A 21,532-nucleotide genomic window follows, 5' to 3' on the forward strand; every position below is an offset into this window, starting at 1 on the left:
GTCGCGCCGATAGCCACCGTGCAACGGCCGAGCCGCAGCCGTCGTTTGCGCCCTCGATCCTTGTCGGACGTCGACATGTCGGAACGCTTGTGCCGGCTCGTTCGCCGCACGCCGCGCGCTTTCGGTCAATCTCCGAACGGCGGCGCGCGCGCCGAGCCGTGCGGAACGCCGTGTGCCGCCGACATTCGATGCGACTCCGCGCGTCGTGAAGCGCGTGACGCTCGCAGCGCAAGGCGACGGATTCCACGCGCGCCGCGGCATCGACATGGTCGGCCCGGCGCGCGCCGCGTTCACGGGCGGGAGATCGATTCGCCCCGCCGCACGACGATCGAGATCCCCGTATCCGCGTACCCCATGAACGAATGGGACTCGGCGCGCATGTTGCGCTGCATGTCGTCGAAGCTGCCGGCGTTCTTGCCCGTTCCCGGGTCCATGTAGCTGCCGTCGGCGCGATGCGCGACCCAGTGCAGCCCGACCGGCACCTTCGCGAACGACACGGCGAGCGCCTTCAGCTCGGCCTCGCCTTCGCGCAGCTCGGCCGCGTGCGGCCTGACGACGGTGCCCGGCGCGAGCGACGACTTGACGTCCGAATACAGCCAGTTCAACACCTTCGAGAAGATGCCGGGATGCTCGTGAATGTCCATCTCGAGCCCCAGCAGTTGCCCCGCGAACATCAGATGCTGCGGCATCGAATATCCGGCGTCATGGATGCGGTCCGCATGACGCCGGTGCGTCGTCATCCCGCTCGTGATCATGAAAAGATCCTGCTCGCATGCGTTGCTCAGCTCGAGCGTGCCGTCGCCGAGCTCGCTCAGCGAGCCCTTATACGCCGGCATCTTCTCGACGCCGAGCTCCTTCGCGATGCATAGAAGGCTCGCGGCGCCGCACGAGTTCGGGAAAATCTGCTTGCGCGACGCGTGCGCCGGAACGGTCGTGCCGGCGAGCCGGTCGGCGGCTTGCGCGCCGGCCGCAGTCGGCACATGAGCGGATATCGGGAGATTGCGGATCATGCGGTTGTCGATCGAATGGCGCGGCCGGCCGGCTGGCGTTCGTCGTCACGACGCGGCCGGGCGCCGTATGCGCGAACGCGGGATGCGGCGCGTGCGGCGCAGCCGCCGGCGACGTCGGGTTCATGGCGCGGCCGGCGCGTGCGGCGGCCGCGGCGTACGCGTTCGTGTCGTCGGGGCATCGTGCCCGTCGGCGAACGCGCGGTTCGATGTTACGAAAATCGGAGCGCGCGTGTTTTTAAAACGCGCCGCGCTTGTCGAATTCGCCGCGATGCGCGGCGGCGCGGCGGCGCGGCGTGCGCGCGGTGTGCGCCCGGTGTCGCGACGTGGCGCGCCATCGCGGCTATCGCTGCCATCTCCGTCATCGCCGCCACTGCCGCCGACGCGACCGACTCTGCTGACGCGGTCGGCTCGGTTGACGCTGACGTTGACGCTGACGTTGATGGCAACGCGAACGCAAACGCCCCCCACAACGGCGTCGACCTCACCCGCGCCAACGCCCCCGGCGCAGCGCGCGTCAGCGCACGCTCGACCCCCGATCCGCCGCGTGGCGCAGGCACGCGCGCGGCTCTCGGCGCAGCCGCGCGCGCATGCGCGCGAGCGCCCGTCCGGCGCGGCTGCGCACCCGCCGCCCGCGCCCGTACATCTGCCTCGGCCCCACGTATGCGGTGTCCCTCGGCGCCGCGCCGCCGCCGTCGAGCGGCGCGCCCACTTCAATAAACGTCTCGCGCATAACGCTTGTCCTTCGCGAGCCGCGCGACGTAGTCCGCCGCCTGCTCGTCGGTCATCCCCCCATGCCGCGCGACGATCGCCTTCAGCGCCGCGTCGACGTCCTTCGCCATGCGCGACGCGTCGCCGCACACGTAGAAATGCGCGCCCTCCTCGAGCCACGCCCACAGCGCCGCGCCCTGCTCGATCATCCGGTCCTGCACGTAGATCTTCTCCTTCTGATCGCGCGAGAACGCGAGATCGAGCCGCGTCAGCAAACCGTCCGTGCGCATCCGGGCGAGCTCGTCGCGATAGTAGAAATCGGTGTCCGCGTGCTGTTCGCCGAAGAAGAGCCAGTTGCGCCCGTTCGCGCCGCGCGCGCGCCGCTCGTGCAGGAAGCCGCGAAACGGCGCGATGCCCGTGCCCGGCCCGACCATCACGATCGGCGTGTCGCCGCTCGCCGGCGGCCGGAAATGCGCGGACTTCTGCACGAACACCGGCACGCCCGCGTCGGCCGCGCGATCCGCGAGGAACGTCGACGCGACGCCCTTGCGCTGCCGCCGCCCGTTGCTGTAGCGCACGGCCGACACGGTCAGATGGATCTCGCCGCGATGCGCGTTCGGGCTCGACGCGATCGAATACAGCCGCGGCTGCAGGCGCTTGAGCATCCCGACGAGCTCGGCGGCCGACAGCTCGAGCGGAAACTCGTGCAGCACGTCGGCGATCTGCTGCCCCCACAGCCAGTTTTTCAGATCCGCCTTGCGATCGTCGCCGAGCAGGCGCGCGAGCGCGTCTCCCGAGCGGCTGCGCGACGCGACGAGCGCGAGCGCGTCGGGATGCGGCCGCGTGATGTCGAGATGCCTCGCGAGCGCATCGGCGAGCCGCAGCTCGCCCACGCCCGCGAGCGTCACCGGCGCGTCCGCCTTCAGGCGCGTCAACGTCAGCAGCTCGTCGACGAGCGCCGGGCAGTTCGTCGGCCACACGCCGAGCGCGTCGCCCGTTTCGTATTCGATCGCCGCGCCGTCCGTCGACAGCGACACGTAGCGCGTATCCTTCGCCGCGCCCGGCTCGTTGAGCCGCAGGTTCGCGACGAGCCGCGACGCGGCCGGGCGCGTCTTCGTCGGGATTGCGCCCGACGGGATCATCCCGTCCGCCGGCACCGCGTGCAGCGCCGCGTCCTCTTCCTTGATCCGCGCGATCGCGCGTTCGAGCCACGCGTCGGCGGCCGGCTGGAATTCGGCGTCGCAATCGACGCGCTCGACGACGCGCGTCGCGCCGAGCGCCGCGAGCCTCGCGTCGAGCCGGCGGCCGTGGCCGCAGAACTGGTCGTAGTTGCGGTCGCCGAACGCGAGCACCGCGTAGCGCAGCCCGTCCACGCGCGGCGCGTGCGCTGCGTTCAGCGCCGCCCAGAATTCCTGGCCGTTGTCCGGCGCGTCGCCGTCGCCGAACGTGCTCGTCATCAGCAGCGCGTACTGCGCCTTCGCGAGCGACGCGGCCGGATAATCGGCCATGCACGCGACGCGGATCTCGAAGCCCGAATCCATCAGCTGCGTCGCGTAGCGCTCGGTCAGCGATTCGACGTTGCCCGTCTGCGACGCCCACAGCAGCACGACCTTCGGCCGCGCGCGCACGATCCGCACGCCGCTCGGCGCGGGCGACGCGTCGGCCGCCGGCAGCGGCGGCGGCGACGTCGCGCCCGCCCGCGCCTCGAGCAGCGCCGGCGCCCCGCCCGGCGCGCGGCTGAACAGCCCGGCGAGCAGCCCGTCGACCCAGAGCCGCGTGTCGGCGCCAAGCGGCGCGTTCGCGGGCAGCACCGGCACGCCGCCCGCCCGTCTGCCCTCGACGCAGCGCAGCCCGCTGACGAAGCCCGCGACGTAGACGCGTTCCGCGCCCGTGAGCTGCGGCGCGCTCGCCGTGACCGGGACGCCGAGCAGCGCGGCGAAGGTGTCGATATCGGACATGTTCAGTTCCTCGGGGGCGGCGTCGGCGGCGCACGCGGCGGCGCACGCGCCGAACGCGCGCGGCGCGCCGCCTGCGTGCGCCTCATACGATTCACGCACTTCATGCGCGTCTGCGCGCGGCGCGCGCGCGTCGCCGCCCGCCGCGGCGTCCGTTTCGCCGGACACGTCGGCGCGCGCAAGCGCGACCGCGCAGAATTTGAGTTCGGGCTGCAGCGACACCGGATCGACCGCGTCGTTCGTGAGCGCGTTCACGCACAGGTCGTCGCCGTACACGTCGTTCCAGTGCATCGGCGCGAAGCACGCGCCCGGCTGCACGCGGTCGGTGACGACAGCGGGCAACACCGCGCGGCCGCGCGCCGAACGGATCTCGACCGCGTCCTTCGCGGCGATCGACAGCGCGGCCGCGTCGTGCGGATGGATCTCGACGAACGGGCGCGGATTCAGCTTGTTCAGCATCGCAACCTTGCCCGTCTTCGTCATCGTGTGCCACTGATGCTGCAAGCGGCCCGTGTTCAGCACGATCGGGAATTCGCGCGTCGGCGTCTCGGCCGGCGCGACGTGCGGCCGCGCGAAGAAGCGCGCCTTGCCGGACGGCGTCGGAAACGCGATCGGCGGCGCGCCGCCGTCGGGCAGCGTCCGAAGCGGCTCGCTCGCGCCGTCGTTCAGGTAGCGGATCGGATGGCGGTCGCGCCCGTCGTCCGGCGGACACGGCCATTGCAGCGGCGTGTCGCGCAGCGCCGCGTGGCTCGCGCCGCGCAGGTCGTAGCCGGTGCGCGGATTCGCGAAGCGCCGGATCTCGTCGAATACTTCGGCGGCCGAACCGTAGTCGAACGCGTCGCCGTAGCCCATCTCACGCGCGACCGCCGCGACGATCCTCCAGTCCGGCCATGCGTCGCCGGGCGGCTCGATCGCCTGCCGCATCAGCGTGAGGTTGCGCTCCGAGTTGATCATCACGCCTTCGGCCTCCGCCCACAACGCGCCCGGCAGCAGGATGTCCGCGTAGCGGTTCGTCTCGGTGTCGAGGAACGCGTCCTGCACGATCACGACGTCGGCCGCCCGCAGCCCGGCGATCACGTTCTTGCGGTTCGCGACCGTCGCGGCCGGGTTCGTGCAGATGATCCAGCACGCCTTCACGTCGCCCGCGGCCATTTTCGCGAACAGGTCGACGGTGCCGCCGCCCGCGTCCTTGCGGATCGTGCCCGCAGGCAGGCGCCAGACGTCCTCGACGAAGCGGCGGTCGTCGTCGTCGAGCGCGGTGCGCTGGCCCGGCAGCCCCGGTCCCATGTAGCCCATCTCGCGGCCGCCCATCGCGTTCGGCTGCCCGGTCAGCGAGAACGGCCCGCTGCCCGGCCGGCAAATCCTGCCCGTCGCGAGATGCAGGTTGCAGATCGCGTTCGTGTTCCAGGTGCCGTGCGTGCTCTGGTTGAGCCCCATCGTCCAGCAGCTCGTCCATTCGCGCGCGTCGCCGATCCATTGCGCGGCGAGCCGGATGTCCGCTTCGCCGAGGCCGGTGATTTCGGCGACCTTCTCGGGCGCGTAATCGCCGAGGAAATCCGGCATCGCGTCCCAGCCCTCGGTGTGCGCGGCGATGAACTCCGCGTCGGTCCTGCCGTTCGCGTGCAGCAGATGCAGCAGCCCGTTCAACAGCGCGAGATCGGTGCCGGGCCGGATCTTCAGGAACAGGTCCGCCTTGTCCGCGGTCGCGGTGCGGCGCGGATCGACGACGACGAGCTTCGCGCCCGCCTTCACGCGGTCCATCATCCGCAGGAACAGGATCGGATGGCAGTCGGCCATGTTCGAGCCGATCACGAAGAACAGGTCCGCGCGGTCGAAATCCTGATACGAGCCGGGCGGGCCGTCCGCGCCGAGCGACAGCTTGTAGCCGCTACCCGCGCTCGCCATGCAAAGGCGCGAATTCGATTCGATGTGCGGCGTGCGCACGTAGCCCTTCGCGAGCTTGTTCACGAGATACTGCGCTTCGAGCGACATCTGGCCCGACACGTAGAACGCGAGCGCGTCGGGGCCGTGCGCGTCGAGCACGGCGCGCAGCCGGCGCGCGGTCTCGGCGATCGCGTCGGCGATCGGCACGGGCGCGGGATCGCGCTCGCGCGCGTCGCGCACGAACGCGCGCTCGAGCCGGCCCGCGTTGCGCAGCGCGACATGCGCGGACGAGCCCTTCGTGCACAGACGCCCGAAGTTGGTCGGATGCTCGGTGTCGCCGGACACCTTGACGACCTCGCCGCCCTCGACGTGCAGCACCATGCCGCAGCCGACGCCGCAGTACGGGCACACGGTCTTCACGCTCGCGCTCGCCACGTTCGCTCGCCTCGCCGTTCGCTATCGGTCGGCGCGGCGCGTCAGGCCGCGACCCACACGTAGCCGTCCTCGATGCGCGACGCATACGCGCTCACCGATTGGTCCGGCGCCTCGACGCACTCGCCCGTGCGCAGGTCGAAGTGATGCTTGTAGAGCGGCGACGCGACGACGATCCGCTCGCCGAGGCTGCCGATCAGCCCGCGCGACAGCACGGCGGCATGCGAATGCGGATCGACGTTGCCGATCGCGAACGCGCGGCCGTGGCCGCCGCCGTCGTCGACGTGGAACACGGCGACCTGCTCGCCGTTCACGAGCGCGCAGACGCCCGTGTTCGGCAGGATGTCGTCGAGCGCGCAGACGGGCGTCCACGCGCAAGCGTCTCGATGGCGGGTCATGGCGATCTCCTTTCAGTGGCTGACGATGACGGAACGTTCAAGCGGTTTCGGCTTCGGTTTGCGCTTGCGCCTCGGGCGCGCGGCGCGCGTCGGCTGAAGCGGCCGGGCTGACAGCGCCGAGCGCCTCGCGCTCGTCCGGCGTCGCCGGGCGAATCTGGCCGCGCGCCTCGACGAACGCGATCGTCGAATCGGGCGCGTCGCTGTTGACGAAGTGACGAAAGCGCCGGCGCGTGGCCGGATCGGCGACGGCCTTCTTCCATTCGCATTCGTACGTATCGACGATATGCTGCATCTGCGCCTCGAGCTCCGCCGCGAGCCCGAGCTTGTCGTGGACGACGACGTCGATCAGGTAGTCGAGCCCGCCTTCGAGGTTGTCGCGCCACACGCTCGTGCGCTGCAGCCGGTCGGCGGTGCGGATGTAGAACATCAGGAAGCGGTCGACGTAGCGCACGAGCTGCTCGCGGTCGAGATCGGCCGCGAGCAGCTCCGCGTGGCGCGGCTTCATCCCGCCGTTGCCGCACACGTACAGGTTCCAGCCCTTCTCGGTCGCGATCACGCCGATGTCCTTGCCCTGCGCCTCCGCGCATTCGCGCGTGCAGCCGGACACGCCGAACTTCAGCTTGTGCGGCGCGCGCAGGCCCTTGTAGCGGTTTTCCAGATCGATCGCGAGGCCGACCGAATCGCCGACGCCGTAGCGGCACCACGTCGAGCCGACGCACGATTTCACGGTGCGCACCGACTTGCCGTACGCGTGGCCCGATTCGAAGCCGGCCGCGATCAGCTCCTCCCAGATGAGCGGCAACTGCTCGACGCGCGCGCCGAACAGGTCGACGCGCTGGCCGCCCGTGATCTTCGTGTAGAGGCCGTACTTGCGCGCGACCTGGCCGACCGCGATCAGCCCTTCCGGCGTGACCTCGCCGCCCGGCATCCGCGGCACGACCGAATACGTGCCGTCGCGCTGGATGTTCGCGAGATAGTAGTCGTTCGTATCCTGCAGCCCCGCATGCTCCTTCTTGAGCACGAATTCGTTCCAGCACGACGCGAGGATGCCGGCGACGGCCGGCTTGCAGACGTCGCAGCCGAGGCCGCGGCCGTGCTTCTCCAAGAGCGCGCCGAACGTCTTGATCCGCTCGACGCGCACGAGGTGATAGAGCTCCTGCCGCGAATGCGGGAAGTGCTCGCACAGGTGGTTGTTCACGTCGAGGCCCTGCTTCTTCATCTCGGCCTTCATCACCTGCGTGACGAGCGGCACGCAGCCGCCGCACGACGTGCCCGCGCCCGTGCAGCTCTTCAGCGCGCCGATGCTCGTCGCTCCCTGCGCGAGCGCCTCGCAGAGCTGCGCCTTCGTCACGTTGTTGCACGAGCAGATCTGCGCGGCGTCGGGCAGCGCGTCGACGCCGAGCGCCGGCTTCGCCGCGCCGTCCGACGACGGCAGGATCAGGAATTCGGGCGAATCGGACAGCTCGATCCGGTTCAGCATCATCTGCAGCAGCGTGCCGTACTCGGCCGCGTCGCCCACCATCACCGCGCCGAGCAGTTCTTTCCCGCATTCGGACACGACGAGCTTCTTGTAGATCGCCTTGCGTTCGTCGGCGAACTGGTACGTGCGGCTGCCGGGCGTCTTGCCGTGCGCGTCGCCGATGCTCGCGACATCGACGCCCATCAGCTTGAGCTTCGTGCTCAGGTCCGCGCCGGTGAACGCGCCGTCGCCGCCCGCGAGCTGCCGCGCAACGACGCGCGCCATGTCGTAGCCGGGCGCGACGAGGCCGAAAGTCTGGCCGTTCCACGCCGCGCACTCGCCGATCGCGTAGATATCCTGATCGCTCGTGCGGCAGCCGCTGTCGATCGCGACGCCGCCGCGCGGGCCGATCTCGAGCCCGCACGCGCGCGCGATCTCGTCGCGCGGCCGGATGCCCGCGGAGAACACGATCATGTCGGCATCGAGATGCGTGCCGTCGGCGAATTCCATCCGGTGCGCGCCCGCCTCGCCGTCGACGATCGCAAGCGTGTTCTTGCCCGTGTGCACCTGCACGCCGAGCGCCTCGATCCTGCCGCGCAGCATCCGGCCGCCGCCTTCGTCCACTTGCACCGCCATCAGGCGCGGCGCGAATTCGACGACGTGCGTCGCGAGCCCCATGTCGCGCAGCGCCTTCGCGCATTCGAGGCCGAGCAGCCCGCCGCCGACGACGACGCCCGACTTCGCGCGCGCGCCGCACGCCTGCATCGCCTCGAGATCCTCGATCGTTCGGTAGACGAAGCAATCGGCGCGCTCGCGACCCGGCACGGGCGGCACGAACGGCGTCGAGCCCGTCGCGAGCACGAGCTTGTCGTACGCGAGCGTCTCGCCCGTCGACAGCGCGACCGTGCGCGCGCGGCGGTCGATCGCGACCGCCTTCGTGTTCAGCAGCACGCGAAAGTTCGGATGACGCTTGAAGAAGCCCGGCTCGACGAGCGACAGGTCGTCGGCCGACTTGCCGGCGAAGAATTCGGACAGGTGAACGCGGTCGTACGCGGGGCGCGGCTCTTCGCAGATCACCGCGACCTGCGGCGCGCAGCACGCATCCCGCGCGCCGGCCGCGATGCATTCGAGCAGCTTGTGGCCGACCATCCCGTGACCGATGACGACGATTTTCATGGTGGATGCCCTCTGTTTCCCTGTTAATGCGTGAAGCCGTTCGCGGCAAGCGCGCGCTCGCGCAGCGCCGCCTCGCGAGCCTTGTGCTCGGCGCTGAACCGTACCGCGAGCGCGCAAAACGCGGAAACGGTGACGAATAGGCCTAGCAGCGTGAGCGTTTGTTGGATATCGCCGACGCCTTTCATCAGGAATCCTGCCGCGACCGCGCCGACGTTGCCGCCCGCGCCGACGATCCCCGCGACGCCGCCGAGCGCGCGGCGATCGATGAACGGCACGAGCGCGTACGTCGCGCCGCAGGCCATGTGCGTGAAGAGACCGAACGCGACCATCGCGACGACGGCCGCCGCCACGCTGCCCGCATGCGCGAACCACAGCAGCCCGAGCCCCTCGCCGACGATCAGCGTGAACAGCAGCGTCGCGCGCACGTCGAGCCCGCGGCGCGCGGCGACGCGATCCGACAGCCAGCCGCCCGTCGCGCGCGCGAAGAGCGCGAGGAGGCCGAAGATGCCGGCGGCGAGGCCCGCGTCCTTCAGCGACAGCTGGAAGTGATTGACGTAGTAGAGCGCGGCGATGTTGTGCATGAACACTTCGACGCCGAAGCACGCGCCGTAGGTGACGAACAGCATCCACACGCGGTAGTTCGCGCACGCGGCGGCGAAGCTCGCGAAGCCGCCCTTCTTGCCGCTGTCGATCGTCGCGCCGCGCGCGCGCAGCGCGGCGAAGTCGCCCTGCGGGCAGTCCTGCGTGAAGCGCCAGTAGACGAACGCCATCGCGAGCATCGCGACGCCCGGCGCCGCGAGCGCCGCGCGCCACGCGGACGCGTCGGGCAGGCCGAGCATCAGCGCGGCGGCCACGAGCAGCGGCATCGCCGCCTGAGCCGCGCCCGCGCCCGCGTTGCCCCAGCCGGCCGCCGTCGCGTTCGCGGTGCCGACGACGTTCGGCGCGAACATCACCGACGTGTGGTATTGCGTGATCACGAAGCTCGCGCCGATCGCGCCGATGCCCAAGCGGCACAGCAGGAACGTCAGGTAATCGTGCGAGAACGCCACCGCGAACACCGGAATCGCGCCGAGCGCGAGCAGGCCCGCATAGACGCGGCGCGGGCCGAAACGGTCGCAGAGCGGGCCGACGACGAGCCGCACCGCGATCGTCGCCGCGACGGCCGCGATGCTGACGTTCGCGACCTGATCGGCGCTCAGTCTGAATTCGCGGGCGATGAGCGGCATCAGCGGCGCGCACGCGAACCATGCGAAGAAACACACGAAGAACGCGATCCACGTCAGATGGAACGCGCGCATCGGCGCGGTGCGCCAGTCGAGCAGGTCGATGCGGGTGGCTTTGTCGGACATCTTGTTGTCTCACCAAACGAAAACGGCGTCCTGCGAACCCGGTCTCGAGTGACCGGATGCGTAGGACGCCGTTGCCCAGAAAGCCCGTCGCCGGGCGGATCGATATTCGATGCTGCGAGGCGAATCGTCGTTGAATCGCCCGTCGATCGCTAGGCAAGTGCCGTGCCAGCCGACGCGAAGCGAGACGCGACGCGGGATTGCGCCGAAACGCCCGGGTTTCGCGGCGCGCGCCGACGATGCGCGGTGATGCAGCGAAGCACAGATCTGGTGCGATGCAGCACTGTCGGCGTGCGACATGCCGGTGCGCAGCCGGGTGCGGCGGGCGTCCTCGCGCGTCGATCGCGACGCCGTGCGTCCGGACGCGGCGAGCGATGAGCGATGATCTATGAGCGATGAGCGGCGTGCGGCGCTTTGCGCGGATGCTCGCGTCGCGCGCTGCGTCCCAGCCGGGGCTGGCGTCGGGCGGGCGCGACGGCAACCCGCCCGACGCCGCCCCGCACGCGACGCGTCGGCGCGAGACGACGCGCGCAAGCGCGCCGTCTCGCGCCGCTTCGCCAAGCGCGCGCCGCCGACGCTGGCCCGAATATTGCTCACCATGAAGCGTCATCGGCAACGGAGCCGGTGCCGCATCGCGAGACTTCTTTCGGACCGTCCGCCGACGGACGGTCCACTTGGACAACGGTGTCCCACGCATCCGGCCGCTGCGTCGGCGGGGTGCGCAGGACGCCGTTCTTTTTTGGGGCAACGCGCATTCGCCGCGCACGCGCCGCCCGCGCGACATGGGGATACGAAGATGAACACGATGGGCAAGGTCACGCTGCTCGGCGCCGGCCCCGGCGATCTGGATCTGCTGACGCTCAAGGCGGCGAAAGCGCTCGCGGCCGCCGACGTGCTGCTGCTCGACGATCTCGTCAATCCGGACATCGTCGCGCTCGCGCCGCAAGCGCGCGTGATCCGTGTCGGCAAGCGCGGCGGCTGCCGGTCGACGCCGCAGGCGTTCATCGAGCGGCTGATGTGCCGCTACGCGCTGCGCGGCGCGCACGTCGTGCGCGTCAAGGGCGGCGACGTGCTGCTGTTCGGCCGCGCGGGCGAAGAGATCGCCGCGTTGCGCGCGGCGCGCGTGCCGGTCGAGATCGTCAATGGGATCTCGTCGGGCTTCGCGGCCGCCGCGAGCCTCGGCGTGTCGCTCACGCACCGCGATCACTGTCAGGGCGTGACGTTCGTCACCGCGCACCTGCAGGACCACGGCGAGCCCGACTGGGCGAGGCTCGCCGCAGCCGGCACGACGCTCGCGATCTACATGGGGATGAGCCGCATCGAGCGGATCGCCGCGGGGCTGCTGTCGACGCTCGATGCAGCGACGCCCGCCGCCGTCGTCCAGTGGGCGGGCACGCCGGCCGAGCGGCGCTGGGCCGGCACGCTCGGCCGCCTCGCCGCCGGCGCCGCCGAGGCGGGCCTCGGCAGCCCGGCCGTGATCTTCGTCGGCCGCGCGATCGGCGAGGCGCTCGCGACCGGCGGCGCATGCGCGGCGCGCAATGCGCACGCGGGCTCGGACGACGCGCGCGGCACGCACGCCGCCGCGCGCACGCTCGAACGCCCCGAGGTTTCGCACGCGGCCTGAGCCGCGCGCGCCGGCCAGCGGTTGCGCGCCGCCCGCGCGCGTATGGTAAAAACAATCGCATGGGCGGGCGCCGCCGCAGCGCGCCCGCCTCCTCCATCCGATCCATGGAATCGACTGACCATTCCTCCAGGCTGCGCGTGCTGCTCGTCACCGACACCGACAAGCCGCTCGGCGAGCTGCGCGACACGCTCGCGCGCCTCGGCTACGAGATGCTCGACGAGGTCGCGACGCCCGCGCGGCTGCCCGCGGCCGTCGAAGAGCAGCGGCCGGACGTCGTGATCATCGACACCGAATCGCCGTCGCGCGACACGCTCGAGCAGCTCGCGGTGATGAACGCGACCGCGCCGCGCCCCGTGCTGATGTTCAGCCACGACGCCGACCAGCAGTTGATCCGCGCGGCGGTCGGCGCGGGCGTGAGCGCGTATCTGATCGAGGGGCTCTCCGCCGAACGGCTCGCGCCGATCCTCGAAGTCGCGCTCGCGCGCTTCTCGCACGACGAGCAATTGCGCAAGCGGCTCGCCGACGTCGAGAGCGAACTCGCCGACCGCAAGCTGATCGATCGCGCGAAGCGCATGCTGATGGACCGCCGCAAGCTGTCCGAACAGGAGGCCTACGCGACGCTGCGCCGCAGCGCGATGGATCAGGGCGTCCGGATCGTCGAGGCGGCCCGCCGGCTGCTCGCGGCGCACTCGCAATCTTGATCGAAGGTGCACTACGCATGAACACAGCGCGCATGAACCCAGCGACACCCGACGCACCGGAACGCCGCCGCCTGCGCATCGGCTTCGTCGCGCTGAGCGACGCGGCGCCGCTCGTCGTCGCGAAGCGGCTCGAGCTCGGCGAGCGCTACGGTCTCGCGCTCGAGCTGTGCCGGCAGCCGTCGTGGGCCAGCATCCGCGACAAGCTGCTGTCGGGCGAGCTCGACGCGGCGCACGCGCTGTACGGGCTCGTCTACGGCGTGCAGCTCGGCATCGGCGGGCCGCGCGCCGACATGGCCGTGCCGATGGTGCTCAACCGCAACGGCCAGGCGATCACGTTCTCGAACCGGCTCGCCGGCGCCTACCGCGCGTCGGGCGACCTGAAGGCCGCGCTCGCGACGCTCGGCCGCCGCCCCGTGTTCGCGCAGACGTTCCCGACGGGCACGCACGCGATGTGGCTGTATCACTGGCTCGCGTCGCGCGGCGTCGATCCGCTGCGCGACATTCGCAGCGTCGTGATTCCGCCGCCGGAGATGGTCGGCGCGCTCGCGGCGGGCGAGCTCGACGGGCTGTGCGTCGGCGAGCCGTGGAACGCGGTCGCCGAGGCGAGCGGCGCGGGCAGGACGGTCGCGGCGACGAGCGAAGTCTGGCTCGATCATCCGGAAAAGGCGCTCGCGTGCCGGCGCGAATTCGTCGCGCTGTATCCGAATGCCGCGCGGCTGCTGGTGCGCACGCTGCTCGACGCGTGCGAATGGCTCGACGACGCGGACCATCGGCGGCAGGCGGCCGAATGGCTCGCGGAGCCGGACGCGATCGACGTGCCGGTCGCGCAGATCGCGCCGCGGCTGCTCGGCGATTACGGCGCGGGCCCGTTCGCGCGGCCGCCCGCGCCGATCCGGTTCTACGGGCACGGAACGGTGAACCGGCCCGCGGCGAGCGACGGCGTGTGGTTCCTGTCGCAATACCGGCGCTGGGGCATGCTGCGCTCGGACGTCGACGACGCGGCAATCACGAGCGGCGTCGCGCAAACGGCGCTCTACGACGAAGCGGTCGCGCTCGCGGGAGCGCGGCGCGTCGGCTGACGGGGGGCTTCGTCGCGCGCGGCGGCAGGCTCGCGCGACGTTTGCGCGACGTTTGCACGACGCACGCGAGCCGGCCGCCTCGTCGACGACTCGCCCGCGCATCGATGCCGATGCGCGCGGCGAAGAGTCCGCTGCTCCTCGCGGCGGCCCGGCCGATCAATTCGCATCAGCCGCACATCAGTTGCACATCAGTTGCACGATAGCGCCGCCACGCCGGCGATCGTGCCGGCCGGGGCCGCCCGCACGATGTACGCGGCGAGCAGATGCGGCTTCGTCGCATCCGCGCCTCCGAATTGGCTCATCACGTGGTACGGATTGTCACGACGACGACGATCAAGCGCGCGCGCATCGCACACGGCGCGGATTGCACCCATGCGCGCCGCGGCTCGCCCGCACGCGAACGGTCCGGCCGCGGCCGAACGAAACGACACGCGGCGACGCACGCCACATGCCACACGCGACACGCGACACGCCGCACGCCGCGCGCGCGAATCGACGAGGCGCGCCGAATTCCGTACGCCGCGCGCGAGATCGCTTCGGCCGTTCGTCGCACCGCGCGAAGAAGCCGGTGCCGACGGGCCAACTGCGAATGCGCGCGGCAACCCGTCGCGCGGTACGTCGACGAATCGAAGCGATGACAAAGGACGAAGGACGGCCGACGAATCGATCAGAACGGCCCACCCGCACTGAAATCCGCGATCGCGAATCGGCGTTCTTTTGCCATGCGAATTCGACCGAATCGATTGACGAATCATGATTTTTCAATGCGATTTCATTTGAATCATTAACAACTCGATACATAGAAAATTCGAAAGCAACGTTCACTCCCGCCCCAATCATGTGACGAATGGTTTAGCATGCACGGGTGCTGACGTACCACGCATTCGTGTGGAAGCGAGCGCGCAGCACGCGATGTAGCCGAAGTTCGAACGTTTCCGCCGAAGCGCGATGGGCTCGCGTCGCACTCGGCCGGCACGGCGCGCATCGACGCGCCGCGTCACATCCTCATCTCGCCCGGCTCGCGCCAGGCGGCCGCAGCGGCATTTGCGCCGGCCCGGGCGGCTCCGGCTACGCGCGCGACGCGCGCACGGCAACCGCACGTTGCGGCGTGCGCACGCAATCCGCGCGCAATCCGCATTCGGCACGACACGGCGAGCATCCGGCCGTCTCGCATCGCGCGTCCCGATTCAAGCGTCATTCAGCCGTGCCTTTCGTCTGTCCGGCGACATCCGGTCACCGGACATATCGACACAATTTCCGTTGCCCACGAGCAAATGGAGGAGATATGAAGGCGTATTTCGATACGAGGAAAGTCTTCACCTGTTTAATTGCCTTTTTCATTGCCTTTCTGGCGAGCTGCTCCGATCACGACGACATTTCGGGAGGCGGCGATCCGTCCGCCCCGGCGCTCGCGTTCCGGCTCGACCGCGGCAACCAGATCAACGCGTTCTATCGACAGGACAAGATCGCCGCGCATCTGCTGATGCGCTCGTCGGCGAAGCCTCGCCTGCTCGTCGTGTTTCCGGCCGGCAACAGCGGCGCGGGCCTCTGGTTCGACGATACGTCGCAGCCCGTCAACTGGAGCCAGGACACGCCGATCGCGCCCGCCACCACGCAGGACGCGGCGGGCCGGACGCTGTACGGAATCGGCGTCGACGTGTCGGCCGACGCGAGCAGCCTGTCGATCAGGCAGGCGCTGCTGAGCTCCGTGCGCTTCCTGCGCGACTACAACGGCGGCGCGACCGTGCCGGCCGACATCGTCGCGCCGCCGACCGTGTCGGGCAACGTCGCGATGTGGCAGCGCGATCGCGTCGACGGCGCGCCGGGCTACGCGCTGCGCGTCACGGTGCTCGACGGCGGCTCGGTGGCGTCGGACGGCGCCGGCAAGCTCCTGCTGCAGTCGCCGTCGGGCGCGCCGACGCTGCGTCTGCACATCGACGCGTTCAGCGGCGAAACGCCGCTGCAACCGATCACGCATGCGAATCTGTTCACGTCGGCCGTCAACCCTGATCCGCTGAACCAGAACGTGTTCGAATTCCTGAGCTTCAGCGACAAGCTGCTCGCGGGCTCGTGGCAGTACGACACCTACTTCGGCCGCGACACGCTGATCTCGGTGCGCATGCTGATGCCCGTGCTGCAGCCGGACGTGATCGAGGCCGGGCTCGGCTCGGTGCTGAGCCGCCTGTCGCCGGACGGCAAGGTCGCGCACGAGGAAGGCATCGGCGAATTCGCGCTGATCGACAATCTGAGGCACGGCCGCCCGAACGATCCGACGCCGACCTACGACTACAAGATGATCGACGGCGACTACATGCTCGCGCCGATCATGGCGGACTGGCTGATCGAGGACCCGCGCGGCCAGGCGCGCGCCGCCGCGTATCTCGCGCAAACGGGCGACGACGGCGTCACGAACGGCAGCCGCTTCGTGAGCAACCTGCTGCGCGTCGTGCAGACCGCGCAGCCGTTCGCGCAGCAAGCGCTCGCCGCGAACCTGATCCGGCTGCGCCCCGGCGAGATCGTCGGCAACTGGCGCGACAGCACCGACGGCCTCGCGGGCGGCGTCTACCCGTACGACGTGAACGTCGCGCTCGTGCCGGCCGCGCTGCGCGCGTGCGCCAATTTCCTCGCGCGCGGGCTGCTCGACCCGTATCTGAGCGGCGACCAGCGCGCCGTCCTCGCGAACGCGGGCGCGGCGGCGGCCGTCTGGGAGCGCGCCGCGCCGCCGTACTTCCAGATCGCCGTCACGCCGAGCGACGCGCGCGCGAAGCTCGCCGCGTACGCGCCGCAAGCGGGCGTGCCGGCGGGCACGGTGCCGGACGCCGCGCTGCAGTTCGATGCGATCGCGCTCGACGCGAACGGCAACCCGATCCCGATCATGCACTCGGACGGCGGCTTCGTGCTGCTGTTCGGCGATCCTGCGCCGCCGTTGCTCGCGCGCATCGTCAGCGACGTGATGCGGCCGTTCCCGGCCGGTCTCGTGACCGACGTCGGGATGCTGATCGCGAACCCCGCGTACGCGGACCCGACGCTCTGGCCGCGCTTCACGAGCTCCGCGTATCACGGCACGGTGATCTGGTCGTGGCAACAGGCGATGTGGGTCGCGGGCCTCGACCGTCAGCTCGCGCGCACCGATTTGCCGAGCGACGTGCGCACGCTGCTCGCGCAGGCGCGTCAGCAGATCTGGCAGGTGATCTCGAACGCGAAGGACATGCGCTCGACCGAGATGTGGTCGTGGTCGTACGCGAACGGGCAATACCAGGCGGAGGCGTTCGGCACGCGCAGCGCCGACGTCACCGAGGCGAACGCCGCGCAATTGTGGAGCACGACGTATCTGGCGATCCGGGACCCGAACTTGCGCGCGGGCAAGTACTGGTGGGACGCGCGCGCGGCCGGCGGCGCGACGCCGCAGCGCGGCCCGACGCAAGCCGCGGCGGCGAACCGCATGAGCGGCGCGGCATCCTGACCGCTCGAATCATCGATCGCGGGACGACGGTTCGATGCCGGCCGCGCGTCGAACGAGCGCGGCTCGCCGCGCCGGTTCGCGCGGCGCCGGCGCGGTGCCGATCGAAACGCCGGCCGGTACGGCGAGCGCGCGCGACGCAGGCCATCGCACGCCATCGCGCGCCATCGCGCGCTTAACGCCGCCACGCCACGCCTAGCCTGTCGCGCGCCTAGCGCCGAGCGCCATTGCAAAGCGCACGCCGCGCGCCCTTTCCGTCGACGACCGGACGCCCTCGCCGACACAGCCGCGCGAACGCGCGGCGCAAAAAGAGAAAAGCCGCGCGATCGCTCGCGCGGCAAAATCCGCCTGCATCCAAGGGCCACCTCCAGATGGCGGGCGGCGCACTAGCCTCGTCAGCCACTAGTGCCGAACCAACGAAACCCATCGAACGCCCGGGCGACGGAAACTTCGCCGTCCCGACGTTGCGGCGGGCGCGCTCAGCGCGCCGCCTGATAACTCCCGAAGAACGCCGCGGCGTTGCGCGCGAGCGTATCCAGGTGATAGCCGCCTTCCTGCACGATCAGCGTCGGCAAGCGCAACGCGCCGACGAGCGCGCCGAGCCGGCCGAAGCCCTCGGTCGTCACCGCGACCTTCGATTGCGGATCGTCCCGGTACACGTCGAAGCCGAGCGCGAACACGAGCGCGTCGGGCGCGAAGCGCTCGACGATCGCCTTCGCACGCTCGAGCTGCGCGAAGAACACCGATTCGGCCGATCCGTGCGGCATCGGCAGATTCACGTTGTAGCCCTCGCCGCGCCCCGCTCCGCGCTCTTCCTCGTAGCCCGTGACGGCCGGATAGAAGTTCGTCGGATCGCCGTGAATCGACACGTACAGCACGTCGTCGCGATCGTAGAACAGCGCCTGGATGCCCTGGCCGTGATGCATGTCGGTGTCGAGGATCGCGACCCGCGCGTAGCGCGCGCGCAGCGCCTGCGCGGCGATCGCCGCGTTGTTCAGATAACAGAAGCCGCCCGCCGCGTCGCGCCGCGCATGATGGCCGGGCGGACGGCAGAGCGCGTACGCGTCGCGCACGCCGCCGCAAAGAGCCGCCGCGCCCGCGAGCGCATCCTGCGCGGACCAGTACGCGGCCCGATACGTGTGCTCGCCGATCGGGCAGCTGCCGTCCGCGAGATAGCGCGCCGCCTGCGCGAGCACGCCGCGCAGCGGATTCGGCTCGCGCACGTAAATGTTCGACATCACCTCGGGCCCCCAATCCTCCGGAATGCGCCGCCATTCGCGATGCGCGTCGGCGAGAAAGCGCAGATACGGCGCGCTGTGCACGGCCGCGAGCGGCGCCGAGCCGAAGTCCGCGGGTGCGCGCACGTCGAAGCCGAGCGAGTTCGCCGCGTCGAGCAGCCGCGCGGCCCGTTCGGGCACTTCGTGCGGCGCGCGCATCTTGCCGCGCGACAGGTAGGTGAGCGGGCGGTGCTTCAACTGATCCGGATGAAAATAAGTCAGCATGCGAGGTCGGTTCCCGGATCGATCGTCAATGCAGTTGCGCCGCGATGTCGGCGCGCACGTGCGCCGGCCTCGCGGGTCGAGCCGTTTGCGCATGCACGCCGGCGCGCGCGAGCACCGCGTCGAGCAGCACGTTCGCGCCCGCCGCGATGTGCTCGGGCAGCGCGCGCTCGGCCGCGTTGTGCGACAGCCCGCCGACGCACGGAATGAACACCATCGCCGCCGGCACGCAGCGCGCGAGATGAATCGCGTCGTGTCCGGCGCCGCTCACGATCCGCTCGTGCGTGTAACCGCAGCGGCGCGCGGCCGCCTCGACGAGCGCGACGCACGCGGGGTCGAACGGCGTCGCGGGACTCGACCAATGCGAGCGGATGTCGACCGCCACGCCGCGGCGCGCGGCGATGTGCGCGCACGCGTCGCGCAGCTCGCGCTCGATCGCGTCGAGCGTCGCATCGTCAGGATGACGAAGATCGACGCTGAACGCGACGCGCTCCGCGATCGTGTTGCGCGACGCGTTCTCGATCACGCTCTGCCCGATCGTCGCGAGCGCATCCGGCGCGCGGCGCGCGGCGAGCGCTTCGAGCGCGAGCGCGATCTCGGCGCTCGCGAACAGCGCGCACTTCCGGTACGGCATCGGCGTCGTGCCCGCGTGCGCGGCGACGCCCGTCACGGTCGCGTCGAGCCAGCGGATCGCTTGCCCGCCCGTCACGACGCCGATCGCCGTGCCGTTTCGCTCCAGCACCGGCCCCTGCTCGATGTGCGCCTCGAAGTACGCATCCACGCGCTCGCGCATCGGCACGCGCGCCACTTCCGGATCGCACGGCGCATGCGGGCCGAGCGCCCACGCGGCCCGCAGCGGATCGCGGTAGCCGCACGCGTCGAGCGCGTCGGCGAGCGCGACGCCGTGCGCATCGCGCACCGCGAGCGCCGCGTCGAGCGACATCGCGCCCGCGAACACCGCCGAGCCGAGCATCGCCGGCGCGAAGCGCGCGCCCTCCTCGTTGGTCCACGACACGATCTCGATCGGCTTGTCGGTGACGATCCCGCGATCGTTCAGCGTGCGCACGAGCTCGAGCCCGGCGAGCACGCCGTACGCGCCGTCGAAGCGCCCGCCTTCGGGCTGCGTGTCGAGATGGCTGCCGACGAGCACGGCCGGATGCGCGTCATCCGCACCGGCGCGCCGCGCGAACAGATTGCCGATCGCATCGACGCGCACCGTCATTCCCGCGTCGCGGCACCATTGCGCGAAGCGCTCGCGGCCGCGCCGATCGGCGTCGGTCAGCGCGAGCCGGCGCACGCCGCCCCGCGCGGTGCCGCCGATCCGCGCGAGATCCATCAGACTGTTCCAGAGTCGCGTACCGTCGATTTCCCACACCGCAGCCTCCTCCCTTTCCGAATCAGCGCATGAGCACGGCGTCCGCGACGTCGGCCCGCTGCTGCCTGCGCGCGTCGAGCGCGATCACGCCGAACAGCGACAACGCCGCGAGGCACGTATAGAACACCGCGAGCGGCCACCACTGCCCGACGAAGCGATGCGCGAGCCAGGTGCCGGCGAGCGGCGTCAGCCCGCCCGCGATCGCGCCGCACATCTGGTACGAGATCGAGATCGCCGAATAGCGCACGCGCGCCGGAAACGCGCCGCTCACGAAGCCCGCGATCACCGAATAGAAGCCGGCGAGGAACACGGTCGCGAGCGCGATGCCGATCACCATCGGCGCGAGGCGTCCCGTCTGCACGAGCGCGAACATCGGATACGGCGACGCCATCGCGAAAAGCGCGGCGAGCTTCAGAAAGCGCGCGTCGCCGAGCTTGCCGCCGAGCCACGCGGCGATCGGCTGCGACGCGAACTGGATGATCGCGACGATGAACAGGCAATCGAGAATCAGCGATTTCGTCACGCCGACGTGCTGCGTCGTGAACGCGATCATGAACGTGTTCGTGAAATACAGCCCGGCGATGCCGATCGTGTTCGCGCACAGGCAGAACGACAGCATCGCGGGCGACGAGCGCAGCACCTCGGCGATCGGCCGCGCAACGGTGCGCGCCATCGCCTTCTCGCGCACGAACTCCGGCGATTCGTCGACCTTCAGCCGCACGAACGCGCCCACCGCGAGCAGCGCGATGCTCGCGAGAAACGGCAGGCGCCAGCCCCACGACATGAACGCGTCGTGCTCCATCGACGCGACCGCGCGAAACGCGACGAGCGACAGGATGAGCCCGGCCGGGCTGCCGAGCTGCGCGAACGACGCGAAGAACGTGCGCCGCCCGTGCGGCGCGTGCTCGCCCGCCATCAGCACCGCGCCGCCCCATTCGCCGCCGACCGCGACGCCCTGCACGATTCGCAGCAGCACGAGCAGCGCGGGCGCGAGCATGCCGACGCGCTCGTAGGTCGGCAGCAGCCCGACGCAGACGGTCGCCGCGCCCATCATCGCGAGCGTCGCCATCAGCGCCTTCTTGCGCCCGATCCGGTCGCCGAGGTGGCCGAAAAGCAGCCCGCCGAGCGGCCGCGCGAAGAAGCCGACCGCGAACGTCGCGAATGACGCCATCGTGCTCGTGAACGAGTCGCGCGACGGGAAGAACAGCTCGCCGAAGACCAGCGCGGCCGCGTTCGCGTAGATGTAGAAGTCGTACCACTCGATCATCGTGCCGACGAACGCGGCGCCGGCCGCGCGACGCGGCTGGCGCGCGGGCAGGCTCGGTGGGAAGCCCCGGTTCAATGCGATCTCCTCGCAGAAATGTACGCGTCGCCGAATCGCGCGGATTCGGCAAATGGGCGTTTTATCGCGCACCGGGATTAATCG

12 protein-coding genes are annotated in these 21,532 nt (G+C 70.6%); 4 read left to right on the forward strand and 8 right to left on the reverse strand.

Annotated elements, in window-relative coordinates; genetic code table 11:
- Window positions 1–290: 290 nt before the first annotated feature.
- From WS91_RS36680 to WS91_RS04250, 5 genes are all read right to left on the reverse strand, one after another.
- Window positions 291–1,010, reverse strand: a complete 720-nt coding sequence (locus WS91_RS36680) for a hypothetical protein (RefSeq protein WP_197422205.1) — start codon at window positions 1,008–1,010, stop codon at window positions 291–293.
- Between the two features lie 710 nt (window positions 1,011–1,720).
- Window positions 1,721–5,992 (reverse strand): bifunctional nitrate reductase/sulfite reductase flavoprotein subunit alpha, encoded by a 4,272-nt coding sequence (locus tag WS91_RS04235; RefSeq protein WP_059669799.1) that lies wholly within the window; start codon window positions 5,990–5,992, stop codon window positions 1,721–1,723.
- A gap of 41 nt (window positions 5,993–6,033) precedes the next feature.
- Complete coding sequence (gene nirD / locus WS91_RS04240) at window positions 6,034–6,387, reverse strand: nitrite reductase small subunit NirD (RefSeq protein ID WP_038747845.1); 354 nt, start codon at window positions 6,385–6,387, stop codon at window positions 6,034–6,036.
- A 37-nt stretch (window positions 6,388–6,424) separates the two neighbouring features.
- Window positions 6,425–9,022, reverse strand: coding sequence for a nitrite reductase large subunit NirB (nirB, locus tag WS91_RS04245; RefSeq protein WP_059669800.1), 2,598 nt, complete (start codon window positions 9,020–9,022; stop codon window positions 6,425–6,427).
- Window positions 9,023–9,045: 23 nt separating this feature from the next.
- Complete coding sequence (locus WS91_RS04250; RefSeq protein WP_059582147.1) at window positions 9,046–10,371, reverse strand: MFS transporter; 1,326 nt, start codon at window positions 10,369–10,371, stop codon at window positions 9,046–9,048.
- Between the two features lie 793 nt (window positions 10,372–11,164).
- On the opposite strand from WS91_RS04250, the gene cobA reads away from it, so the two are divergent.
- The 4 genes from cobA to WS91_RS04275 all read left to right on the forward strand — a co-directional run bounded on the left by cobA (window position 11,165) and on the right by WS91_RS04275 (window position 17,235).
- Window positions 11,165–11,992: a uroporphyrinogen-III C-methyltransferase gene (gene cobA / locus WS91_RS04255; protein WP_038747853.1), complete on the forward strand. Its 828-nt coding sequence runs from the start codon at window positions 11,165–11,167 to the stop codon at window positions 11,990–11,992.
- 104 nt (window positions 11,993–12,096) lie between these two features.
- Complete coding sequence (locus tag WS91_RS04260) at window positions 12,097–12,693, forward strand: ANTAR domain-containing response regulator (RefSeq protein ID WP_038747855.1); 597 nt, start codon at window positions 12,097–12,099, stop codon at window positions 12,691–12,693.
- 17 nt (window positions 12,694–12,710) lie between these two features.
- Complete coding sequence (locus tag WS91_RS04265) at window positions 12,711–13,772, forward strand: CmpA/NrtA family ABC transporter substrate-binding protein (RefSeq protein WP_059669801.1); 1,062 nt, start codon at window positions 12,711–12,713, stop codon at window positions 13,770–13,772.
- A gap of 1,285 nt (window positions 13,773–15,057) precedes the next feature.
- The gene (locus WS91_RS04275; protein ID WP_059669803.1) at window positions 15,058–17,235 is read left to right on the forward strand and encodes a hypothetical protein; all 2,178 of its coding nucleotides are present in this window, start codon (window positions 15,058–15,060) and stop codon (window positions 17,233–17,235) included.
- Between the two features lie 476 nt (window positions 17,236–17,711).
- Here the strand turns inward: WS91_RS04275 and WS91_RS04280 are convergent, their stop codons facing one another.
- The 3 genes from WS91_RS04280 to WS91_RS04290 are packed head-to-tail and all read right to left on the reverse strand — an operon-like array spanning window position 17,712 to window position 21,448.
- Complete coding sequence (locus WS91_RS04280) at window positions 17,712–18,734, reverse strand: histone deacetylase family protein (protein ID WP_038747866.1); 1,023 nt, start codon at window positions 18,732–18,734, stop codon at window positions 17,712–17,714.
- Between the two features lie 25 nt (window positions 18,735–18,759).
- Entirely contained in the window at window positions 18,760–20,106 is a 1,347-nt protein-coding gene (locus tag WS91_RS04285) for a Zn-dependent hydrolase (RefSeq protein WP_059669804.1), read from the reverse strand.
- Between the two features lie 22 nt (window positions 20,107–20,128).
- Window positions 20,129–21,448, reverse strand: coding sequence for an MFS transporter (locus tag WS91_RS04290; protein WP_038747872.1), 1,320 nt, complete (start codon window positions 21,446–21,448; stop codon window positions 20,129–20,131).
- Window positions 21,449–21,532: the final 84 nt, after the last annotated feature.

Origin of the sequence: Burkholderia sp. MSMB1498 (assembly GCF_001526245.1) — a bacterium.
GTDB classification, from domain to species: domain Bacteria; phylum Pseudomonadota; class Gammaproteobacteria; order Burkholderiales; family Burkholderiaceae; genus Burkholderia; species Burkholderia savannae.